Below are 19,934 nucleotides of genomic sequence, written 5' to 3'. Positions count from 1 at the left end.
TGCGCACGGCCGGCCTCCGCCGCCGCGCGGACCGGGCGCCGGCGGCCCGGGAGTCCCCGTGACCGCCACCCGCCACCCCGAGCTCGGGCTGAGCGCCCCGACACTCGAGCCGCAGGACGACCTCGTCCACCGGCTCGCGGCGCTCGCGGCCGCCTCTCAGGCGACCCCGCGCGCCCGACGCTTCCTGCGGTGGCGGGTGGCACTGGCCACCGCCGGACTGGTCGGCATGGGCATCGGTGGCGCGTGGGCGGCCGGGACGATCTCCGTCCCCGGCCTCCCCGATCGGGACCGTCCCCCCGCGGTCCGGCCGTCCACGCCGCCCCCGAGCCCGTCGGACAGCTCCTCTGGCAGTCCCTCGAGCGGCACGTCGGGCAGCCCCTCGAGCACCCAGTCGGGCAGCCCTTCGAGCACCCTGTCGAGCAGCCCTTCGAGCACCCTGTCGAGCAGCCCGACGCGCGGCGCCTCCACGCCGGCGCCGTCGGGCACGCTCGACGTTCCCCCCGAGTCGCCCGGTCCGGCGAGTGGTACCGCGCCTCTTCCCGAGGACGGTACGCAACCTGGAGCCGCCGGACCGGGCTCGGGGAACGGCCACGGCCACGGCTCGAGCAACGGCCCGAAGACCGGCCAGAGCCAGGGCCACCAGGGGCAGCACCACCCGGGTCCTCACCAGGGACATCAGGGACATCAGGGACACCAGGGACACGACGGTCGACCGGGCCATCAGGGCCAGCCGGGCGACCGGGGCGGTCGCGGCGACCGTCCGACCGAGGATGGGAGCGGCTGACCCCAGGGTGCATCGCGACGACGACCAGATCTCCCGGGCGAAGACTGGTGACCCGGACGCCTGGCGGGAGCTCTACCGAGCTCACGCCGGGCGACTCGTCGTGTGGTTGGGCACCCGGCCCAGCGGCGACTCGGCGGTCTCGCCGGAGGACCTGGCCGGCGAGGCCTGGCTGGTCGCGGCGCGCCGGGTGTCCGACTTCACCGGCACGTCCGAGCAGTTCGCGGGCTGGCTGTTCGGCATCGCCCGCAATCTGGCCGCCACCACCGACCGCCGCAGTCGGCGCCGGCGGACCGACCCCGGCCTCTCGGAGACGCTGGAGCTGCCGGCCGACGACGTGATCGGCGAGGCCGAGGGCCGCGACTGGGTGCGGTCCGCCCTGGCGACCCTGCCACCGCGCGAGCGCGACGTCGTCGCCTGCATCGACGGGGTCGGCCTGGACGTGGCCGCGACCGCGGAGGCCCTGGGAATCAGCGCCGTGGCCGTCCGGGTGGCGCACCACCGTGGCTTGAAGCGGCTCCGCGCGGCCGTGACCCCGAAGCAGCCGGTGACCCCGGCCGGACTCGGCTGAGCTCAGCCCCTCAGCCGGACGCCGCCTCCAGCACGGCGCGCAGGTCCGCCGGCGGGTCGGTCGACCGGCCGGTCTCCGGGTCGTAGAAGACCGTCGTCACCTGGGCGCGGGCCATCAGCAGCTCGCCGTCGCGGATCTCGGAGTCGATCGTCATCGAGCGCCGGCCCACGCGGACGATGCGCGACCAGCAGTCGTACGGCTCGGGCCGGAACACCAGCGGCATCCGATAGTCGACGTCGGTCTGCGCCACCACCACGGGTGCCCTGGGCGAAGCCAGGTCGCTGCTCAGGCCGGCGACCATCCGGATGCGCGCCTCCTGCAGGTACTCGAAGTACTTCACGTTGTTGACGTGGCCGTAGACGTCCACGTCGGAGAAGCGCACGTGCACCGGGTAGTGCGTCGTGCGTGAGAGGGGCTCCCGCCTCGGTGGCCGTGCGCGCGGCGCCGGCTCCAGGTAGGCGCCCAGTGCCTGCTGCTCGGTCGGGCTGAGGCGCCGTGGCCGCTCGGTCTCGAAGACGTACGGCGTCAGCACCGTGGCCGCGCGCAGGTAGACGCGCCGGCCGCCCTCCGTCTCGGGGTCCTCGTGGAAGATCTCGTAGGCCATGGTGAACGTGGCCGCGCGGATCTCGGTCACCCAGCACTCGATGCGCACCGGTCGGAACCGGAACTCCAGCGCGCCGACGTAGGTCACCTCGTGGCGCACGACGACCAGGCCCTCGCCCACGGTGCCGGCGAGCTGGCCCGTCGCCGAGGGGCCGTGCGTCCGCAGGAGGTCGACGCGCGCCTCCTGGAGGTAGTCGACGTAGACCACGTTGTTGACGTGCCCCAGCAGATCCAGGTCGGCCCAGCGCATGGGGCAGTCGTAGACGTGTCGCACCCCCTGATGCTCTCAGAGACGCGGGCGCCGCCTCGGGAGTCACCGCCCGCGTGGCACTGTGTGCTGTGCGACACAGTCGGGCGCGCGCGAACTGTCCTACTCTGGCGACGCATCACTCACGAGATCGGAGATCCGCCCATGCCCGAGGCAGTCATCGTTTCCGCCACCCGCTCGCCGATCGGCCGCGCCAACAAGGGGTCGCTGGTGGACCTGCGACCGGACGACCTGACGGCGACCATCGTGAAGGCGGCGCTGGACAAGATCCCCGCGCTGGACCGCACCACCGTCGACGACCTGTACCTCGGCTGTGGGCTGCCCGGCGGCGAGTCCGGCAACAACATGGCTCGCGTGGTCAACGTGCTCAACGACATGGACGGCGTCCCCGGCGCCACGACCACCCGCTACTGCGCCTCGTCCGTGCAGACCACGCGCATGGCCTTCCACGCGATCAAGGCCGGCGAGGGCGACGTCTTCATCTCCGCCGGCGTCGAGACCGTGTCGCGCTTCGCCAAGGGCACCTCGGACCACTGGCCCGACACCCACAACCACGCCTTCGACGACGCCAAGGCCCGCACCGAGAAGACCGCCGAGGGCGGGGTCGGCTGGCACGACCCGCGCGAGGACGGCCAGCTGCCGGACATCTACATCGCCATGGGGCAGACGGCCGAGAACGTCGCCAAGCTGCGCGGCCTTTCGCGCCAGGAGCTCGACGAGTTCGGCGTGCGCTCGCAGAACCTCGCCGAGAAGGCGATCAACGACGGCTTCTGGGCCCGCGAGATCACCCCCGTCACCCTGCCCGACGGCACCGTCGTCAGCACCGACGACGGCCCCCGCGCAGGCGTGACCTACGACGGCATCAAGGACCTCAAGCCGGTCTTCCGCCCCGACGGCGTGGTCACCGCGGCCAACTGCTGCGCGCTCAACGACGGCGCGGCCGCCGTGGTGATCATGTCCGACACCAGGGCCGCCGAGCTCGGCCTCACCCCGCTGGCGCGCATCGTCTCCACCGGCGTCAGCGGCCTCTCCCCCGAGATCATGGGCCTGGGCCCGGTCGAGGCCACCAAGAACGCCCTGCGGTACGCCGGCATGAGCATCGGCGACATCGACCTGGTCGAGATCAACGAGGCCTTCGCGGCGCAGGTCGTGCCGTCCTACCAGGACCTCGGCATCGACATCGACCGGCTCAACGTCAACGGCGGCGCCATCGCGGTGGGCCACCCCTTCGGGATGACCGGCGCCCGTCTGCAGAACACCATGCTCAACTCGCTCGACTGGCACGACAAGACCACCGGCCTCATCACCATGTGCGTCGGCGGCGGGCAGGGCATGGCGCTGATCCTCGAGCGCCTCTGACTGCACGGGTCTCACGGCCGCCTCACGGCCCGGTCCGCCGTCCTAGACTGCTCGGGTGAGCGACATCGGCGGACCGGCCCGCGAGACCCACTGGCTAGACGAGTCGCAGCAGCGCTCGTGGCGCGCGCTGGTGCTGGGCTCCACGCTGCTGATGGACCGGCTCGACGACGACCTGCGTCGTCGCCACGACCTGTCGCTCGCCGAGTACGAGATCCTGGTGCGCCTGTCCGAGAACGGCGGCCAGCTGCGCATGGCCCAGCTGGCCGCGGCCCTCGCGCACAGCCGGAGTCGGGTGACCCACACCATCAAGCGGATGGAGCGGGCCGACCTCGTCGAGCGGTACAGCTCGCCGGAGGACGGGCGAGGCGTCGTCGCCCGCCTGACCGACCGCGGCATGCTGCTCCTGGAGAACAGCGCCCCCACGCACGTCAACGGGGTCCGCGACCACCTCGTCGACCTGGTCGACGCCGACGACTTCGCCGCCCTCGGCCGGGTCATGAACGCCGTGACCGACCACCTGATCGCGGGTCACCCCGAGATGGAGATACGTCAGCCCGCCCAGGACTGACCGGGTCAGCGTCGCGGCAGGAGCACGACCTGGTCGGAGTGGCCCTCTCCGCGGACCGCCTCCAGGCGCCCACCCAGAGCCTCGATCACCGCGCGCGCCTCGTCGAGCAGCTCGTCGTCGGCGTCGGGCCGCCGGGCACCGCGGACCAGGAGGCGCAGGTGACCCCGAGGGTCGCCCTCGAGGACCAGCCGGGTGTCGCCCAGCCCGTGGGCGACGCGATCGCGCAGGAGCAGGTCGAGGACCTGCTCCACGGGCCCGGGGGTGAACGTGAGGTCGAGGTCGCCCTCGACCGCCGCCGTGAGGCGCCGGTCGTACTCGTCCAGCTCGTCCGACCAGTGCTGCGCACAGGACGTGGCGAGCTCGCGCAGGGGGACCTGGGCACCCCCGATGAGGCCGCGGCGGGACAGGTCGACCAGGTCCGAGGCGACGAGCGTGACGTCGTCGACGGCCGTCATGCAGCGCTGCGCGGCGGCCCGCGCCTTGGCAGGCAGGTCCTCGTCGAGGGTCATCTCCTCGAGCTCCAGGCGCAGGGTCGTGAGCGGGGTGCGCAGCACGTGGGAGGCGTGCAGCGCGAACTGCTGCTCACGCTTCAGCCGCTCGCGCAGCGCGGTCGCGCTGGAGCGCAGGGCCTCGGTGATCGCCCGGGCCTCGGGCACCCGGCTGGGCGGCAGGTCGAGGTCGAAGCGGCCACGGCCGAGGGCGCTGGCGGCGACCGCCAGCTTCTGGAACGGCGCGGCGAGTGAGCCGGAGATGACGAACCCGATCAGCGCCGAGCCCAGCCCGGTGACCGCGAACAGCGCGACGACCGACCACGAGTCGCGCCCCCAGAGGTTCTGGATGGCCCCGGCCGACTGGCGCACGGTGACCTTGCCGCCGTCGAGGCTGATCGTGGACGTGATGCCGTCGTCACCGTCGCGGAAGTCCGGCCCGGTGACCACGGCCCTCGGTCCGTTGGCCGGGGCATAGACGATCTCGGTATCCGGGCCGACGAAGTCCTCGAGGAACGCTCGGTCGACCGGGCGCGCGAGCTCGTCGTTGGCCTCGATGACCGACGCGAGGGTGGTGGCCTCGCGGAAGAGGTGCTCGCCCTCGCGCTCGCGCAGCATGCCGTCCAGCGTGACCGCGCGCACGATCCCCGCGAGCAGGATCATCGACAGGGTGACGAGCAGGAACGCGAGGGTCAGTCGCCTACGCATCGGGGGTGCTGCCCTCGAGGCGGAAACCCACGCCCCGAACAGCGACCACCCGCTCCGAGACCCCGACGCCCTCGAGCTTCTGGCGCAGTCGGCCGATCGTCACGTCGAGCGTCTTGGTCGAGCCGTACCAGTTCTCGTCCCACACGTCGGCCATGAGCCGCCCGCGCGAGACCACCTTGTCGCGGTGGGCGGCCAGGATGTTGAGGACGTCGAACTCCTTGCCGGTCAGCGGCACCTCGTCGTCGCCCGCGTAGACCCGCCGAGCCGCGACGTCGATGCGCAGCCCGCCCTCGTCGGCGGGGTCACCAGTGACGCCCGCCGTGCGACGGATCAGTGCCCGGACCCGGGCCTGCAGCTCGGCCAGGCCGAAAGGCTTGGCGAGGTAGTCGTCGGCGCCGTAGTCGAGCCCCACGACCCGGTCCAGCTCGCCGGCTCGCGCGGTCACGATCATGATCGCCCCCGCGTAGCCGCCGTCGCGGGCGGCGCGGCAGACCTCGAGGCCGTCCATGTCGGGCAGCCCGAGGTCCAAGATGACCACGTCAGCCGGGCGCGAGCGCAGCTCATCGAGCGCCTTCTGCCCGCTGTCGACCCACAGGACGTCGTACCCCTCGCGCTCCAGCGTGCGGACCAGGGGGATGGCGATGTCCTCCTCGTCCTCGACGACAAGCACTCGGTGGGCCACAGTCGTGCATCATAGGGGCTGAGAGGCTGTTGGTCCCCTGGACGGAAGAATGCCGTGGGACGCAGGCGGGTGGGGGCGGCGGTGGCGCCACGCGCCGCGGAGGGCGAGCAGGGCGAGGACGCCCGTCGGCGCGAGCAGCACCGCCAGCCACGTCTCCCTCGCGACGGTGCCGACGAACGGGTAGCCGACGAACGGGATCGCGAGCACGACGTGCGGCAGCGACGCGTCCTCGATCGGCACCAGCCAGGGGTCGGGCGCCTCGCGGGCGTCGCCCTTGGTCCGCAGGTGGGAGCCGTCGATGTGGACGATCCGGTGGGTCACGAGACCCTTCTCACCCGCGGTGGCGGGCGGTCGGTAGGTGATGACGTCGCCGACCTCCAGGTCGCTGACCGGAACCACGCGCTCGAGCACCACGGATCCGCGCGAGATGCCGCCGGACATGGAGTCCTGCACCACCACGTAGCGCTGCAGGCCCAGCATCGTGGGGATCAGCGCCAGCAAGGTCACGGGCGCGAGGACCGCCAGCAGGAGCCACGCCCGGGCGCGCGACTTGCGCCGGCGTCGCGCGGGCGTCGGAGCGATCTCCATCGGGTCCTCCCGTCCCCGCGTGGCTGACCACGAGGACCCTCGGACGCTACGGCGTCGCCCACCACGTGCGGGGAACGCGGTGTCCACCGTTCGGTAACAGCACTCAGGAGGAGAACAGGTCGCCGCGCTCCGCGACTCGCGCCAGCACCTCGTCGAACCGGAACTGGCCCAGGCTCTCCGGGTCCTCGGCGCCGGCCTCGACCTCGTCCCACGACACGGGGGTGGCGACGTAGGGCCGCTCCTTCCCCCGCAGCGAGTACGGCGAGATCGTGGTCTTGGAGCCGGCGTTCTGGGACCAGTCGAGGAACACCTTGCCGCTGCGCTTGGACTTGGTCATCGTCGCGGTCACCAGCTGGGGGTGCTCGCGCTGGAGCTCCTCGGCGACCTCCTTGGCGAGCGCCGTCGAGTCATCGCTCGGCAGCCGCTTGGGCAGGTCGGCGTACAGGTGCAGGCCCTTGCTGCCGCTGGTGACGGGCCTGCCGTGCAGGCCGCGCTCGGCCAGGATCTCGCGCACCATCAGCGCGACCTGGCAGCACTCGTGCAGCCCCGCCGGCTCCCCCGGGTCCAGGTCGATCACGAGGCGGTCGGCGTTGCGGGGCCGGCCGTTGCGACCGACGGTCCACTGGTGGACGTGCAGCTCGAGCGCGGCCAGGTTGACCAGCCAGGTGAGCGTGGCCAGGTCCTCCACGATGGGAAAGGTGATGACCCCGTCTCCCTTGCCCGAGCGGCTCCCGGTCGTCGGCACCGTGACCGTGCGCACCCACGACGGGGTGCCGGGAGGGGTGTTCTTCTCGAAGAAGCTCATGTCCTCGACGCCGTGCGGCCACCGGATCCGGGTCACCGCCCGGTCGGCCAGGTGCGGCAGGAGCACCGGCGCGACCTGGGCGTAGTAGTTGAGCACCTCGCCCTTGGTCGTACCGGTGCGGGGGTAGAGGACCTTGTCCAGGCTGCTGATCTTGAGGGTGCGGCCCTCGACGTCCACCAGCACCTGCTGCTTGTCGTAGGTCTCCTTCTTGGGACTCATCGGCCCACCTCGATCCGTCTCACGGGTTCGCTCCCAGGGTCTCGGCGTCGAGGTCGTGGCGCACGCCCTGGTAGGACGGCTGCCGGAGGCGGTCGTAGCCGGTGCCGTGGGTGTCGACGTCCACGACGATGCGCGGCTCGACCCAGTGGGTGCCGCGCGCGTCGACCCGCGGGACCTCGTCGGCGAACGGGCTGTCGGGGCGCTCCATCGGCTTCAGCAGCTCGCCCAGCATCGAGCCCACCTTGCCGCCGATGCCGCTGCCCACGCGGCCGCGGTAGAGCAGGCCTTCGGGCGTCGGCTCGCCCACCAGCAGCGCGGCGAGCCGGTCGGTCGTGCCCTCCTGGGGCCGCCACCCGCCCACGACGTACGACAGCCGGTGCCGGTGGGCGAACTTGAGCCAGTGCGGGGAGCGGGCGCCGAAGGTGTAGCGCGAGGACCGGCGCTTGCTGACGATGCCCTCGAGGCCCTGCTGCAGGGTGGCGTCGAAGAGCATCGCGCCGTCGTCGTACGCCGCCGGCACCTGCCACGTCGAGTCGGCCAGGTCTAGACCGGCGAGGAGCTCGCGCCGGCGGTCCAGCGGTTGGTCGGTGAGGTCGTTGCCGTCGAGGCGCAGCAGGTCGAAGACCATGAACGTCGCGGGCACCTCGTGGCTCAGGCGCCGGGCGGTCGTGGCGTTGCGGTTGTGCATGCGGTCCTGCAGGACCCGGAAGTCGGGGAGCCCACGCGCGTTCAGGGCGATCACCTCGCCGTCGACGAGCAGGTCGCGTCCGCCCAGCGGCGAGTCGCTCAGCTCCGGCCAGGCCACGGTGACGTCGTTCTCGTTGCGGCTCCACATGCGGGTGCGCCCGTCGGCGGTGTCGGCGAGGATGCGCACGCCGTCCCACTTCACCTCGTGGGACCACTCGTCTCCGGACGGCACGTGGACACCCTTGGTGGCGAGCATGGGACGCATAGCGACATCATGCCTCCCGTGGATCCCACAATCTCGACTGACCAACGTACCTATGCCGTGATCGGCGCCGGCCCGTCCGGACTCGCCGCGGCCCGCAACCTGCAGCGCGCCGGCATCCCCTGGAGCGGCTACGAGCTGGCGCAGGGCGTCGGCGGACTGTGGGACATCGACGGTCCACGCAGCACCGTGTACGAGTCGGCCCACCTCATCTCCTCGAAGCGGACCACGGAGTTCGCCGAGTTCCCGATGAGCGAGGACGTCGCCGACTACCCCTCCCACCGTGAGCTGCTGGCCTACTTCCGCGCCTTCGCCGACACCTACGACCTGACGTCCGGCTTCCGCTTCGGCGCGGAGGTCGTGGCCGCCGCCCCGCACCCCGACGGCGGCTGGACGGTCACCGTCGAGCAGGACGGTCGGCGCACCGAGCACCGGCACGCCGGCGTCCTGGTCGCCAACGGCACGCTCAGCGAGCCGTCGGTGCCCGACCTCGCGGGCAAGTTCGACGGCGAGGTGCTGCACACCAGCGCCTACAAGAGCCCCACGATCTTCGCCGGCAAGCGGGTGCTGATCATCGGCGCCGGCAACTCCGGCTGCGATATCGCAGTCGACGCCGTCCACCACGCCGCGTCGGTCGACCTGTCGGTGCGGCGCGGCTACTACTTCGTGCCGAAGTACCTCTTCGGCAAGCCGGCCGACACCCTCAACCAGGGCCGGCCGCTACCGCCTCGGATCAAGCAGGCCGTGGACACCCGGGTGCTGCGGATGTTCACCGGCGACCCGACCCGGTTCGGCTTCCCGAAGCCGGACTACCGGATCTATGAGTCCCATCCCATCGTGAACACGCTGGTCCTGCACCACCTCGGTCACGGGGACCTGCGCGTACGGCCCGACGTCGAGCGGCTCGACGGCGACGGCGTCGCATTCCGCGACGGCACCCGCTCCCCGTACGACCTGGTCGTGCTGGCCACGGGCTACCACTTGCACTACCCGTTCCTCGACCCCGCACTGCTGCGCTGGCGCGGCCGCGGCAGCGCTCCGGACCTGTACCTGAACATCTTCACCCAGGCCGACCCCGACCTGTTCGTGCTGGGCATGATCGAGGCGTCCGGCATCGGCTGGCAGGGCCGCTACGAGCAGGCCGAGCTCGTGGCGTCGTACCTGCGCGCACGCCGCGACGCCCCCGACGCCGCTCGCGCGCTCGAGGAACGCGTGGCCGGGCCCCGACCGGACCTGTCGGGCGGCTACCGCTACCTCGGGTTGGAACGCATGTCCTACTACGTCAACAAGGACGCCTACCGCTCCGCGGTGCGCGCCGAGATCGAGGGGCTGTCATGACCGACGTCGACAACGTACGGATCGTCTTCGAGGAGAGCTCGCTGACGACGCTGAAGATCGTGATCGGACTGATCCTCTTCGGCATCGCGCTCGACACCAAGGCGCAGGACTTCGCCGCGGCGCTGCGGCGTCCGGGCGTGATCGCCATCGGCGTCCTCGCGCAGTTCCTGCTGCTGCCCGCGATCACGTTCGTGCTGACGCTGGTGCTGGACCTGCGCGGCTCGGTGGCGCTCGGGCTGATCCTCGTGGCCTGCTGCCCGCCCGGCAACGTCTCCAACATCCTGACCCACCGCGCCGGCGGCGACGTCGCGCTCTCGGTGTCGATGACCGCGGTCAGCAACCTGCTCGCGATCTTCCTGATGCCCCTCAACATGGCGTTCTGGGGCGGCCTGCACCCCACCGGCGAGAAGCTGCTCGCGGAGATCGACCTCAGCGCCGTGGACATGCTGCTCGAGATCGGCCTGGTCATCGGCGTGCCGTTCATCGCCGGCATCGCGATCGCGCGACTGTGGCCGCGGGTCGCCGCCGCCGGTCACCGGGTCATCGGCCCGATCTCCTACGTCGGTCTCGCCGCGATCATCGTCATCGGGGTCGCGCGCAACTGGGACATCTTCGTGGACTACATCGGCATCGTCCTGCTGGCGGTGTTCCTCCACGACGCACTGTCGCTGCTCCTCGGCTACGGCATCGGCCGCGCCACCCGGCTGCCCGACGCCAGCGTCCGCGCCATGACGTTCGAGGTCGGCATCCGCAACGCGGGGCTCGGCCTGCTGCTCGTCTTCACCTACTTCGACGGCCTCGGCGGCATGGCGCTGGTCGCGGCGTGGTGGGGCATCTGGGACATCATCGCCGGGCTCGCGGTCGCCGTCACCTGGCGCCGGGTGCGTGGCGTGGCGCCGACACCCTCCGGCTCGTCCGGCAAGCCGGTGGCCGCATGACAGCGGTGCTGGTCACCGGCGGCAGCGGCTTCCTCGGCTCCTCGGTCGTGCGCGGGCTGAGCGCCGCCGGCCACGCGGTCACGAGCGCCGACCTCCGGCTCCCGGCCACCGCCGTGCCAGGGGTGAAGCACATCGTGATGGACGTGACCGACCGCGACGCGGTCGACGCGGGCATCGCCGCGGCGGCCCCCGAGGTCGTGGTCCACCTGGCCTCCATCGTCACGCCGGGCAAGGGCTCCACCCGCGCGCTGGAGTACGCCGTGGACGTCGACGGCTCGCGGCACGTGATCGACGCGTGCGTGGCCCACGGGGTGAGCCGGCTCGTGGTCTCCTCCAGCGGCGCCGCCTACGGCTACCACGCCGACAACGGCGCGGCCCACGGCGGCTGGCTCACGGAGGACGACCCCGTGCGGGGCAACGAGCAGTTCGCCTACAGCCACCACAAGCGGCTGGTCGAGGAGCTGCTGGCCAACGCCCGGGCGGAGCACCCCGCGCTCGAGCAGGTGGTGCTCCGGATCGGGACGATCCTGGGCGTCTCGGTGGACAACCAGATCACGGCGCTCTTCGAGCGGCCGCGGCTGCTCAAGATCCGCGGCGCGGACTCCCCGTTCGTCTTCATCTGGGACACCGACGTGGTCGCGGTCATCGAGCGCGCCGTCACCGGCGAGGCGACCGGGATCTTCAACGTCGCCGGCGACGGGGCGCTCACCATCGACGAGATCGCCGCACTGCTGGGCAAGCCCACGCTGGTCATGCCCGAGCCCGTGCTGCGGGCCGCCCTCGCCGTGGGCAGCCGGCTGGGCCTCACGCCGTACGGACCGGAGCAGACGCTCTTCCTGCAGTACCGCCCGGTGCTGGACAACAGTCGCCTGAAGGAGCGGTTCGGGTACCGGCCGACGCGGACGAGTCGCGAGGCCTTCGATGAGTGGCGGATGCGTCGGGAGTCGTAACCGCGGATACTGATGGGACGTCAGCGACGAGAGAGGCTTGAGCATGCGCGCGATCTGGAAGGGTGCGGTGTCCTTCGGACTGGTCAACGTGCCGGTCAAGCTCTACTCCGCCACCGAGTCGCATGACGTGTCGTTCCGTCAGGTCCACGCGAAGGACGGCGGGCGGATCAAGTACCAGCGGGTCTGCTCGATCGACGGCGAGGAGGTGGCCTACGCCGACATCGCCAAGGGCTACGAGACCGAGGACGGCGAGATGGTCATCCTCAGCGACGACGACCTCGCCGAGCTGCCGCTGACCTCCTCGCGCGAGATCGCGGTCGAGAAGTTCGTCCCGACCGAGCAGATCGACCCGATGATGTTCGAGAAGTCCTACTACCTCGAGCCGGAGAAGTCCGGCGCCAAGCCCTACGCCCTGCTGCGCCAGGCGCTGCTCGACGCCGACCGGATGGCCGTGGTGACCGTCGCCCTGCGGCAGCGCACGTCGGTCGCGGTACTGCGGGTGCGCGACGACGTGATCGTGCTCCAGACGATGATGTGGCCCGACGAGATCCGCACGCCGGACTTCAACATCGACGGCGGCGAGGTCAAGGCCAACGAGGTGAAGATGGCCAACATGCTGGTCGAGACGCTGGCCGGCGACTTCGACCCGGCGGAGTTCGAGGACGACTACGCCGAGGCGGTCGAGGCGCTCGTGAAGGCCAAGATCGAGGGCGGCGAGGTGAAGCGGACCGCCACCTCGACCAAGTCCTCCGGCGAGGTGGTCGACCTACTCGCGGCACTCCAGCGCTCGGTCGACGCCGCCAAGACCTCCCGCGGCGAGGACGAGGCCCCCACGAAGAAGCCCGCCCCCGCGAAGAAGGCCGGCACCAAGAAGACCGCCGCGAAGAAGACCCCGGCCAAGAAGGCGGCCGCCAAGAAGAGCGCCACCACGAAGAAGACCGCCGCCAAGAAGACCCCGGCCAAGAAGGCCAGCTGAACGCCGACCCGTCAGCAACTCAGCGGGCGGGGTGATCGTCCGGTGGGCTGGTCATCCGGCGGAGCTGGGCGCTGATCTCGGCGGCGACGGCGATGGCGAGGTCCTCGGCGGGCTCGCCGTCGTGCTCGGGGATGACCCGTTGGACCGTGCCGTCGGCCAGCAGCTCGGCGGCGCCCACCCGCTGCGTCTGCGCCATCTCGTCGGCGTGGTCGGCGTCGCCGTGCACGATCACGCTCGCGCCCTCGGGCGGGAGGGGCGAGAGCCAGGCGTGCTCGGCGGCGATGACGGTGTCGGCGGGGAGCAGCGCGAGCGCGCCGCCGCCACACCCCTGACCGAGGAGCACCGACAGGGTCGGCACGGTCATCGTCGCGAGGGTGCCGATGCAGCGGGCGATCTCGCCGGCGATGGCGCCCTCCTCGGCGCGCTGCGACAGCTCGGCTCCGGGGGTGTCGATGATCGTCACGAGCGGCAGCCGCAGCTCCTCGGCCAGGCTCATCGCGCGTCGCGCCTCGCGCAGGGCGCCAGGTCCCATCGCCTGCTCGGGAGTCTGGCGGGTGCGGTCCTGGCCGACCAGGACGCAGGGCTGGCCGTCGATGCGGGTCAGCGCGAGGAAGACCGTGTCGTCGAACTCCCCCTCGTCGGTACCGCGCAGCCGCAGCGTTCCGGTCGCGCCGTGGCGCAGCAGGTCGCGTACGCCGGCGCGGTCCTCGGCGCGCGTGCGCGTGATCGACTCCCAGACGGGGTTGCGGCGCTCGGCCGCCCGGTCCTCGCGCCGCGGCAGCGTGGCCGCACCGGGCGGGTCGACCAGGACGGCGAGGGCCAGGTCGACCAGTGCGGGCAGCTCCTCCGGGGACACGACGGCGTCGATGATGCCCTTGGCGGCGAGGTTCTCCGCGGTCTGCACCCCCTCGGGGAAGGGCTCGCCGGTGAGCCCCTCGTAGACGCGCGGGCCGAGGAAGCCCACCAGCGCGCCCGGCTCCGCGACGGTCACGTGTCCCAGGGAGCCCCACGACGCGAAGACCCCTCCGGTGGTGGGGTGCCGCAGCTGCACCAGGTACGGCAGCCCCGCCGCGCGGTGCGCCATCAGCGCGCGCGAGATGTCGACCATCTGCACGAAGGCGGGCGTCCCCTCCTGCATGCGGGTGCCGCCGGAGCTGGTCGTGGCCAGCACCGGGAGGCCCTGCGCCGTCGCCCGTCGTACGGCGGACGCGATCCGGCGGGCGGTGGCCTGCCCGATGGATCCGCCGAGGAACCGGAACTCGTTGGCGACCACGGCCACCGGCCGTCCGCGGACCAATCCCCGGCCGGTGAGGACCGCCTCGTCCGCGCCGGACCTCTCCGCCGCCGCCTCGAGCTCGCGGCGGTAGGCCGCTGGGTGCTGCGAGATGTCGATCGGGCCGTCCCAGGACTCGAACGAGCCGTCGTCGAGGACCAGGTCGAGCAGGTCCTGGGCCCCCCAGCGGCGGCTCACTCGCCGCCCTCGAGCCAGGCCCGGATGGAGCCGGCGTGCTCGTCGAGCACCGGCGGGGAGGCGTGGTCGCGGCGGGTCACCTCGGCGCCGGCGGCGTCGAAGAACCGCAGGGGCGGGCCGGGCAGCGTGACCCGGCCCAGGGTGGGGTGCTCGACGTCGACCAGCAGGCCCTGGCTGGCGGTCTGGTCCCAGGAGTAGACCTCGTCGAGCGTGCGGACCTTGCCGGCCGGCACCCCGACCTCGGCCAGGCGGGCGAGCAGCGGCTCGGCGTCCCAGTCGGCGAAGACGCCCTCGACGACCTCGATGACCCGCGCCCGCGCGGCCACCCGGTCCTGGTTGGTGGCCAGACCGTCGGCCGCCGGGTCCAGCCCGAAGCCCTCGCAGAAGCGCCGCCACAGGCCCTCGCTGCCGAGCGCGATCTGGACCGCTCCGTCGCGGCAGTGGAAGAGCCCGTAGGGCGCGATGGAGGGGTGGTGGTTGCCCTGGGCGCGGCCGACCTCGCCGGCCACGGTCCAGCGCGTGCCCTGGAAGGCGTGCACGCCGATGACCGAGGCGAGCAGCGAGGTGCGCACGACGGTCCCCCGGCCGGTGCGGTCGCGCTCGTGGAGCGCGGCGAGGACGCCGTAGGCGCCGTACATCCCCGAGAGCAGGTCGGCGATCGGTACGCCGACGCGCTGCGGGTCGTCTGGCCCCGAGCCGGTCAGGGACATCAGCCCCGCCTCGCCCTGAGCGATCTGGTCGTAGCCGGCGCGGCCGCCCTCGGGGCCGTCGTGGCCGAAGCCGGTGATCGACAGGACGACCAGGCGCGGGTTACGCGCCTGCAGCTCCGCGATGCCGAGGCCGAGCCGCTCGAGCACGCCGGTGCGGAAGTTCTCCACCAGCACGTCCGCGCGGTCGACGAGCCGCAGCAGCAGGTCCCGGTCGCCCGGATCCTTGAGGTCGAGCGCGATCGACTCCTTGTTGCGGTTGGCCGAGAGGAAGTACGTCGACTCGCGCGCCTCCGGGTCGCCGACGAAGGGCGGCCCCCAGCCGCGCGTGTCGTCACCGGTGCCGGGCGCCTCCACCTTGATCACACGGGCGCCCAGGTCGCCCATCATCATGGTGGCGTGAGGGCCCGCCAGCGCGCGGGTGAGGTCGACGACGAGGACGTCGTCCAGTGGTCCGCTCATGTGCTCGCTCAGCTCTTCCGTCATCGGTTCGGTCACCAGCTCGGCAGCACGAGCGCGGCCCAGACCAGCACCGGTCCGACGATCACCACGATCACGCTGTAGGTCAGGATCTGCTTGTAGTACACCGGCTCCTCGATCGTGTCCGGCCGGTTGGCCAGCATCAGCGCACCGTTGGTGGAGAACGGGCTCACGTCCACGATCGTCGAGGAGATCGCCAGGGCCGCCACGAACATCGCCGCGGAGATGCCGCCCTCGGCGATCAGCGGCACCGAGATCGGGATGATGATCGGCAGCAGCGCCGTCGACGACGCGAACGCGGACACGACGCCGCCCACGTAGCAGAGGATCAGGGCGCCGATGATCGCCGCGCTGAACCCGGCGGCCCACTCCCCCACGAACTCCGGGGATCCGGCGGCCGTGAGGATGGCGGCGTACGTGCTCACGCCCGCCACCAGCAGCACGGTGGGCCACGCTATCTGCTTGACCGCGTCCTTGTGCTGGTCGGGTGAGAGCATCGCCAGGATGACCGCGGCCGTGATGGCCACGAAGCCGATGTTCTTGTCGAAGGCCAGCGCGACCGTGGCCACGCCCACGAACGCGACGAGGGTCAGCACCTGGTCGCGGCGTACGCCGACGGCCTTGGTGCCGGTCGGGGCGTACGTGCCCGTGCCGCGGGCGGGCACGTGGGCGCCGCCGCGGTGCAGGTCCTCGTCGAGGGTGTCGGGCTCGTCGGGGTCGATCCGGCGGGCCATCAGCTCGCGACCCCCGAGCAGCACGAACAGGACCGCCGCCATGATCGTGTTGACCACGAGACTGGCGAGGAAGACCGTGACCTCGCTCGTGGGCAGGCCGGCGTCCTCCATCACCGAGTTGGTGATCGTGCCGTAGATGCTGATCGGCGAGAACCCGCCGCCCTGGGCCCCGTGGACCACGAACATGCCCATCATCAGCGGGTTGATCCGGTAGCGACCGGCGAAGCCGAGCGCGATCGGGCCGATGATCGCGCAGGCGGCGGGGCTGGCCGCGCCGATGGCGGTCAGCAGCGCGGTGACACCGAACATCACCCACGGGATGAGCGCCACCCTGCCGCCGACGCTGCGCACCGCGGATCTGACGATCAGGTCCACCGTCCCGTTGTTGCGCGCGATGGCGAACAGGTAGGTGACGCCGATCAGCGTGAGGATGAGGTCACCGCTGACCCCGGCGAGGATCTCCTTCTCGTCGAGGTCGAGGGAGTACATCCCGACCAGCCAGGCGGCGACGTAGGCCAGCGCCCCCATGTTGATCGGCAGGAGCGTACCGACCACGAACAGTGCAACCAGGGCGAGGATCGCCACCCATTCCGGACCCATGTCTTCCCTCCGAGGTGCCGGCGTCGTGGTCGTGGGTGACCGGGCTCACACGCTGGCTCAGTGGCCTAGCCAATAGGTCAATGGTCCGGATGTCAATAGAATCGGGTCATGTCCCACTCCGTCTTCCCGCAACGGCTGATGCGGACCCGGCTCTACGAGCAGGTCGCGGAGCAGATCACGGCGTGGATCGCCGACAACAACCTGCGTGAGGGAGACCGGCTCCCGCCGGAGCGTGAGCTCGCCACTCGGCTGGGGGTCAGCCGGGCGACGCTCAGCCAGGCGCTGGTCGCGCTGGAGGTGATCGGCGTGGTCGCCGTCCGCCACGGCGACGGCACGGTCCTGCGCGGCTCCCCCGGCTCGACGCGCATCGTCGAGGCGATCCGCTCCCACGCCGACCGGCTCCCGGAGATCATCGAGACCCGTGACGCGCTGGAGACCAAGATCGCCTCGCTGGCCGCCGTCCGGCGCACCGACGAGGACCTCGCCCGCATCGACGACGCCCTGGCCGCGATGGCCGATGACATCGCGGCGGGGGGGCGCGGCGTCGAGGGCGACGAGCGCTTCCACGGCGCGGTGACCGCGGCCGCACACTCGCTGCTGCTGGCGCGGCTGATGGACGAGATCGGCGACCTCATCAAGGAGACCCGCATCGAGTCCCTCTCCCAGCCCGGACGGCCCCGGGACTCGCTCGCCGGCCACCGTGCGGTCGCCGCCGCCATCCGCGCCGGCGACCCGGTGGGCGCCGCCGAGGCGATGCACGAGCACGTCGCGATGGTCAGCGACGTCGCCCTGCTGCGCCCTCCCCCGTGACCGGCCTGGAGCAGCTCGCCGTCCTCGTCACCGGGCTCGGCGCGGGGGTGCTCACCTCGACCGTCGGCGTCGCGTCACTGCTCAGCTTCCCGGTCCTGGTCGCGGTGGGTCTGCCGCCCGTGGTGGCCAACGTCAGCAACACCCTGGGCATGACGCCCGCGAGCCTGAGCGGCTCCTTCGGCTACCGCCGCGAGCTGCGCGAGCACCCGGGGGTGACCGCGACGGTGATCGTCACCTGCACCGCCGGCTCGGCAGTGGGGGCGGTGCTGCTGCTAGCGCTGCCCTCGTCGGTCTTCGAGACCGTGGTCCCGTGGCTGATCCTCTTCACCTGCCTCCTCGTCGGCGCGCAGCCGGCGATCTCAAGGCGGCTGCGCCGCCGCCACCCGGACGGCGAGGCCCTTCCGGACCGCACCCGGATGTCGCCGGTCACCACGGTCTTCTCGACGCTGGTGGGCGCCTACGGTGGCTACTTCGGGGCCGGGTCCGGCGTGATGATGGTGGCCGTCCTGGGGTTCGGGCTCGACCTCGAGCTGCGCATCGTCAACGGGCTCAAGACGCTGGCCATCCTGTGCGGCAACCTGCTGGCCGCGCTGATCTTCATCTTCGTCGCCGAGGTCGACTGGCGGGCGGTCGGGCTGCTCGCCGCCGGCTCGGTGGTCGGCGGGTACGTCGGCGCGCGGGTCGGACGGCGGCTCCCGCCGACCCTCTTCCGGGCGCTGATCGTCACGGCCGGCGTGACCGCCGCCGTCACGATGCTGCGCTGAGCGCCCGCCCGAGGTCAGCCGCGGGCGCGCGCGATGAGCGGCTTGACCGCGTTGATGGAGCGGACCCGGCCCGAGACGACGTTCGAGCCCTCCTGACCGAACGTCGCGGACGGGATGCCCATGATGGCGGCGTCGTTGTCGATGGCCGCGCCACCGGAGTTGCCGGGCGCGATCCGGGCGTCGGTGTCGATCTCCGAGCGCTCGCCCAGCACCGGGTCGTCGAGGAAGGTCGAGATCACGCCGCGGGTCACCGACACCCCGGACGAGCCGGAGATCCCCGGGAAGCCGAGCACCGTCACGTCGTCGCCGGTGCGCAGCTCGTCGGAGTCACCGATCGGGATCGTCGGCAGGTGCAGGGGTCCGTCGAGCTCACGACCGTCGATGGTGGCGTAGATGCGGATCACCGACGCGTCGAGCAGGCCGTCGCTCACCACGACCCGGGCGCGGTACGCCGGCGCCGCGGGCGAGTCGTCGGCGTCCTCGATCAGGGCCACCTTGAGGTAGTCGGGGTTGGTGTCCCGAATAGGTCCGTACTGCTGCGCCAGCCCCTCGGCCTCCGGATCCGCGACGTGCGCGTTGGTGAGGATCAACCCGTCGGAGCCGATGATGGAGCCGGATCCCGACCAGGTGACGGGGTCGCCGTCGACGTCCACCGAGTCGGCCGTGATGAGCACCGTGGCCACCTTGGCCCGGGCGAGCTCGTCGGCGGTCAGGACCTCCGCGGTGACCGCCGTACCCCCGTTGGCCCCGGGCCGGTCCGCCTCGTCGACCACGAGGACCGCGGTGGCGGCGCCGCCCGCCACGAGCAGGGCGACCACCAGCGCGGCGGCACCCACCCGTAGCCGACGGGCCCAGCGGCTACGGTTGATCCGGCGCTCCTCCTCCTGGGCGGACAGGAGCGGCACTACGACCACCTCCGGGCCCGCGATCGGGTGCCCCAGGCGCAGCGCGACCCGGTCTCTGAGGTCCACGCGCTCCACGCGGCGGCCGTCACGGTAGGTGCCTTCGCGGGAATCGTTGGTGTAGGTCCACCCGCCGGGGGCGGCGGCCAGGCGTCCGTGCAGCCGGGAGGCCGTCCGGTCGGTGAGGACGACGGTGCAGTCGGGTCGACGGCCGATGCTCACCTCCGCAGGGTGGGCGAACCGGTGCTCGCGGCCCTCCGCGACGACCATGAGGTCCGGGCCGCTTCGCCCGCCGTCCCCGTCCGGCCCCCCGTCCAGGCGCTGGGCGGCGAGCACGACCGTATGCTCGAAGCCCGCCCGCTCGTCCGGCTCGTCGGTCTCGTCCAGGGGGGTGACGATGAACGTGGCGTCGTCGCCGCCGAACCCGCAGCGCACGGTGGCCGTGCGGGTCAGTCGCAGCTCGCTCACCCGGTCGCCGTCGACGAAGGTGCCGTGGGCGCTCCCGACGTCCACCAGCACCCAGCCGGCACCGTCGGGTCGCAGCTCGGCGTGGGCGCGGGAGACCCCGACGCCGCTCAGCTGGACGTCGGCGCCGGCGGCGCGCCCGACGCGGAGCACCCGCTCGTCGTCCACCTCGAGGGTGCGCCCCTCGACCTCCACCCGCAGTCGCTGCAC

The 19,934-nt window shown here is 72.2% G+C and carries 20 protein-coding genes; 9 read left to right on the top strand and 11 right to left on the bottom strand.

From position 1 onward, the window contains the following. Nucleotides 1-156: 156 nt before the first annotated feature. A complete protein-coding gene (locus tag LRP67_RS17265; protein WP_231271403.1) occupies nt 157-486 on the bottom strand; it encodes a hypothetical protein in 330 nt (109 codons plus the stop codon). A gap of 305 nt (nt 487-791) precedes the next feature. Between LRP67_RS17265 and LRP67_RS17260 the strand changes: the two genes are divergently transcribed. Then, nucleotides 792-1,352, top strand: coding sequence for an RNA polymerase sigma factor (locus LRP67_RS17260; RefSeq protein ID WP_231271402.1), 561 nt, complete (start codon nt 792-794; stop codon nt 1,350-1,352). 10 nt (nt 1,353-1,362) lie between these two features. Here the strand turns inward: LRP67_RS17260 and LRP67_RS17255 are convergent, their stop codons facing one another. Next, complete coding sequence (locus LRP67_RS17255) at nt 1,363-2,229, bottom strand: thioesterase family protein (protein WP_231271401.1); 867 nt, start codon at nt 2,227-2,229, stop codon at nt 1,363-1,365. A gap of 138 nt (nt 2,230-2,367) precedes the next feature. Here LRP67_RS17255 and LRP67_RS17250 point away from each other — a divergent pair, with 138 nt between their 5' ends. Beyond that, on the top strand, nt 2,368-3,582 hold the full coding sequence (locus LRP67_RS17250; protein WP_231271400.1) for an acetyl-CoA C-acetyltransferase: 1,215 nt from the start codon (nt 2,368-2,370) through the stop codon (nt 3,580-3,582). Nucleotides 3,583-3,637: 55 nt separating this feature from the next. Continuing rightward, nucleotides 3,638-4,150 carry a MarR family winged helix-turn-helix transcriptional regulator gene (locus LRP67_RS17245; RefSeq protein WP_231271399.1) on the top strand — a complete coding sequence of 171 codons (513 nt, stop codon included), beginning with the start codon at nt 3,638-3,640 and terminating at the stop codon, nt 4,148-4,150. Nucleotides 4,151-4,155: 5 nt separating this feature from the next. Here the strand turns inward: LRP67_RS17245 and LRP67_RS17240 are convergent, their stop codons facing one another. From LRP67_RS17240 to ligD (LRP67_RS17220), 5 genes are all read right to left on the bottom strand, one after another. Then, entirely contained in the window at nt 4,156-5,346 is a 1,191-nt protein-coding gene (locus tag LRP67_RS17240; RefSeq protein ID WP_231271398.1) for a histidine kinase dimerization/phospho-acceptor domain-containing protein, read from the bottom strand. After that, nucleotides 5,339-6,028 (bottom strand): response regulator transcription factor, encoded by a 690-nt coding sequence (locus tag LRP67_RS21955; RefSeq protein WP_231271397.1) that lies wholly within the window; start codon nt 6,026-6,028, stop codon nt 5,339-5,341. The genes LRP67_RS17240 and LRP67_RS21955 overlap by 8 nt, the downstream gene beginning before the upstream one ends. A 9-nt stretch (nt 6,029-6,037) precedes the next feature. Next, the gene (locus LRP67_RS17230; RefSeq protein ID WP_231271396.1) at nt 6,038-6,616 is read right to left on the bottom strand and encodes a signal peptidase I; all 579 of its coding nucleotides are present in this window, start codon (nt 6,614-6,616) and stop codon (nt 6,038-6,040) included. Nucleotides 6,617-6,719: 103 nt separating this feature from the next. Beyond that, a complete protein-coding gene (gene ligD, locus LRP67_RS17225) occupies nt 6,720-7,640 on the bottom strand; it encodes a non-homologous end-joining DNA ligase (RefSeq protein WP_231271395.1) in 921 nt (306 codons plus the stop codon). A 19-nt stretch (nt 7,641-7,659) separates the two neighbouring features. Next, on the bottom strand, nt 7,660-8,592 hold the full coding sequence (gene ligD, locus LRP67_RS17220; RefSeq protein ID WP_231271394.1) for a non-homologous end-joining DNA ligase: 933 nt from the start codon (nt 8,590-8,592) through the stop codon (nt 7,660-7,662). Between the two features lie 18 nt (nt 8,593-8,610). Here ligD (LRP67_RS17220) and LRP67_RS17215 point away from each other — a divergent pair, with 18 nt between their 5' ends. Genes LRP67_RS17215 through LRP67_RS17200 form a run of 4 tightly spaced genes read left to right on the top strand, consistent with a single transcriptional unit; the run spans nt 8,611 to nt 12,791 of the window. Further along, nucleotides 8,611-9,927 (top strand): NAD(P)/FAD-dependent oxidoreductase, encoded by a 1,317-nt coding sequence (locus LRP67_RS17215; protein ID WP_231271393.1) that lies wholly within the window; start codon nt 8,611-8,613, stop codon nt 9,925-9,927. Further along, nucleotides 9,924-10,865 carry a bile acid:sodium symporter family protein gene (locus LRP67_RS17210; RefSeq protein ID WP_231271392.1) on the top strand — a complete coding sequence of 314 codons (942 nt, stop codon included), beginning with the start codon at nt 9,924-9,926 and terminating at the stop codon, nt 10,863-10,865. The genes LRP67_RS17215 and LRP67_RS17210 overlap by 4 nt, the downstream gene beginning before the upstream one ends. Then, complete coding sequence (locus LRP67_RS17205; RefSeq protein ID WP_231271391.1) at nt 10,862-11,815, top strand: SDR family oxidoreductase; 954 nt, start codon at nt 10,862-10,864, stop codon at nt 11,813-11,815. The genes LRP67_RS17210 and LRP67_RS17205 overlap by 4 nt, the downstream gene beginning before the upstream one ends. Before the next feature lie 43 nt (nt 11,816-11,858). Beyond that, nucleotides 11,859-12,791 (top strand): Ku protein, encoded by a 933-nt coding sequence (locus LRP67_RS17200; protein WP_231271390.1) that lies wholly within the window; start codon nt 11,859-11,861, stop codon nt 12,789-12,791. A gap of 19 nt (nt 12,792-12,810) precedes the next feature. On the opposite strand, the gene LRP67_RS17195 is transcribed toward LRP67_RS17200, so the two are convergent. From LRP67_RS17195 to LRP67_RS17185, 3 genes are read right to left on the bottom strand one after another with little or no spacing between them, the layout of a single operon-like run. Then, nucleotides 12,811-14,262, bottom strand: coding sequence for an acetyl-CoA carboxylase carboxyltransferase subunit alpha/beta (locus tag LRP67_RS17195; protein ID WP_231271389.1), 1,452 nt, complete (start codon nt 14,260-14,262; stop codon nt 12,811-12,813). Further along, the gene (locus LRP67_RS17190) at nt 14,259-15,431 is read right to left on the bottom strand and encodes a CaiB/BaiF CoA-transferase family protein (RefSeq protein ID WP_231271388.1); all 1,173 of its coding nucleotides are present in this window, start codon (nt 15,429-15,431) and stop codon (nt 14,259-14,261) included. Before LRP67_RS17190 ends, LRP67_RS17195 begins: the two co-directional genes overlap by 4 nt. Before the next feature lie 32 nt (nt 15,432-15,463). Continuing rightward, complete coding sequence (locus LRP67_RS17185; protein ID WP_231271387.1) at nt 15,464-16,783, bottom strand: SLC13 family permease; 1,320 nt, start codon at nt 16,781-16,783, stop codon at nt 15,464-15,466. Nucleotides 16,784-16,891: 108 nt separating this feature from the next. On the opposite strand from LRP67_RS17185, the gene LRP67_RS17180 reads away from it, so the two are divergent. Continuing rightward, nucleotides 16,892-17,593: a FadR/GntR family transcriptional regulator gene (locus LRP67_RS17180; RefSeq protein WP_231271386.1), complete on the top strand. Its 702-nt coding sequence runs from the start codon at nt 16,892-16,894 to the stop codon at nt 17,591-17,593. Continuing rightward, nucleotides 17,590-18,357 carry a sulfite exporter TauE/SafE family protein gene (locus tag LRP67_RS17175; protein WP_231271385.1) on the top strand — a complete coding sequence of 256 codons (768 nt, stop codon included), beginning with the start codon at nt 17,590-17,592 and terminating at the stop codon, nt 18,355-18,357. Before LRP67_RS17180 ends, LRP67_RS17175 begins: the two co-directional genes overlap by 4 nt. 14 nt (nt 18,358-18,371) lie before the next feature. On the opposite strand, the gene LRP67_RS17170 is transcribed toward LRP67_RS17175, so the two are convergent. Then, complete coding sequence (locus tag LRP67_RS17170; RefSeq protein ID WP_231271384.1) at nt 18,372-19,934, bottom strand: FHA domain-containing protein; 1,563 nt, start codon at nt 19,932-19,934, stop codon at nt 18,372-18,374.

Origin of the sequence: Nocardioides sp. cx-169 (assembly GCF_021083605.1) — a bacterium.
Classification (GTDB): Bacteria; Actinomycetota; Actinomycetes; order Propionibacteriales; family Nocardioidaceae; genus Nocardioides.
This window is presented reverse-complemented; position numbering and strand designations above follow the sequence as displayed.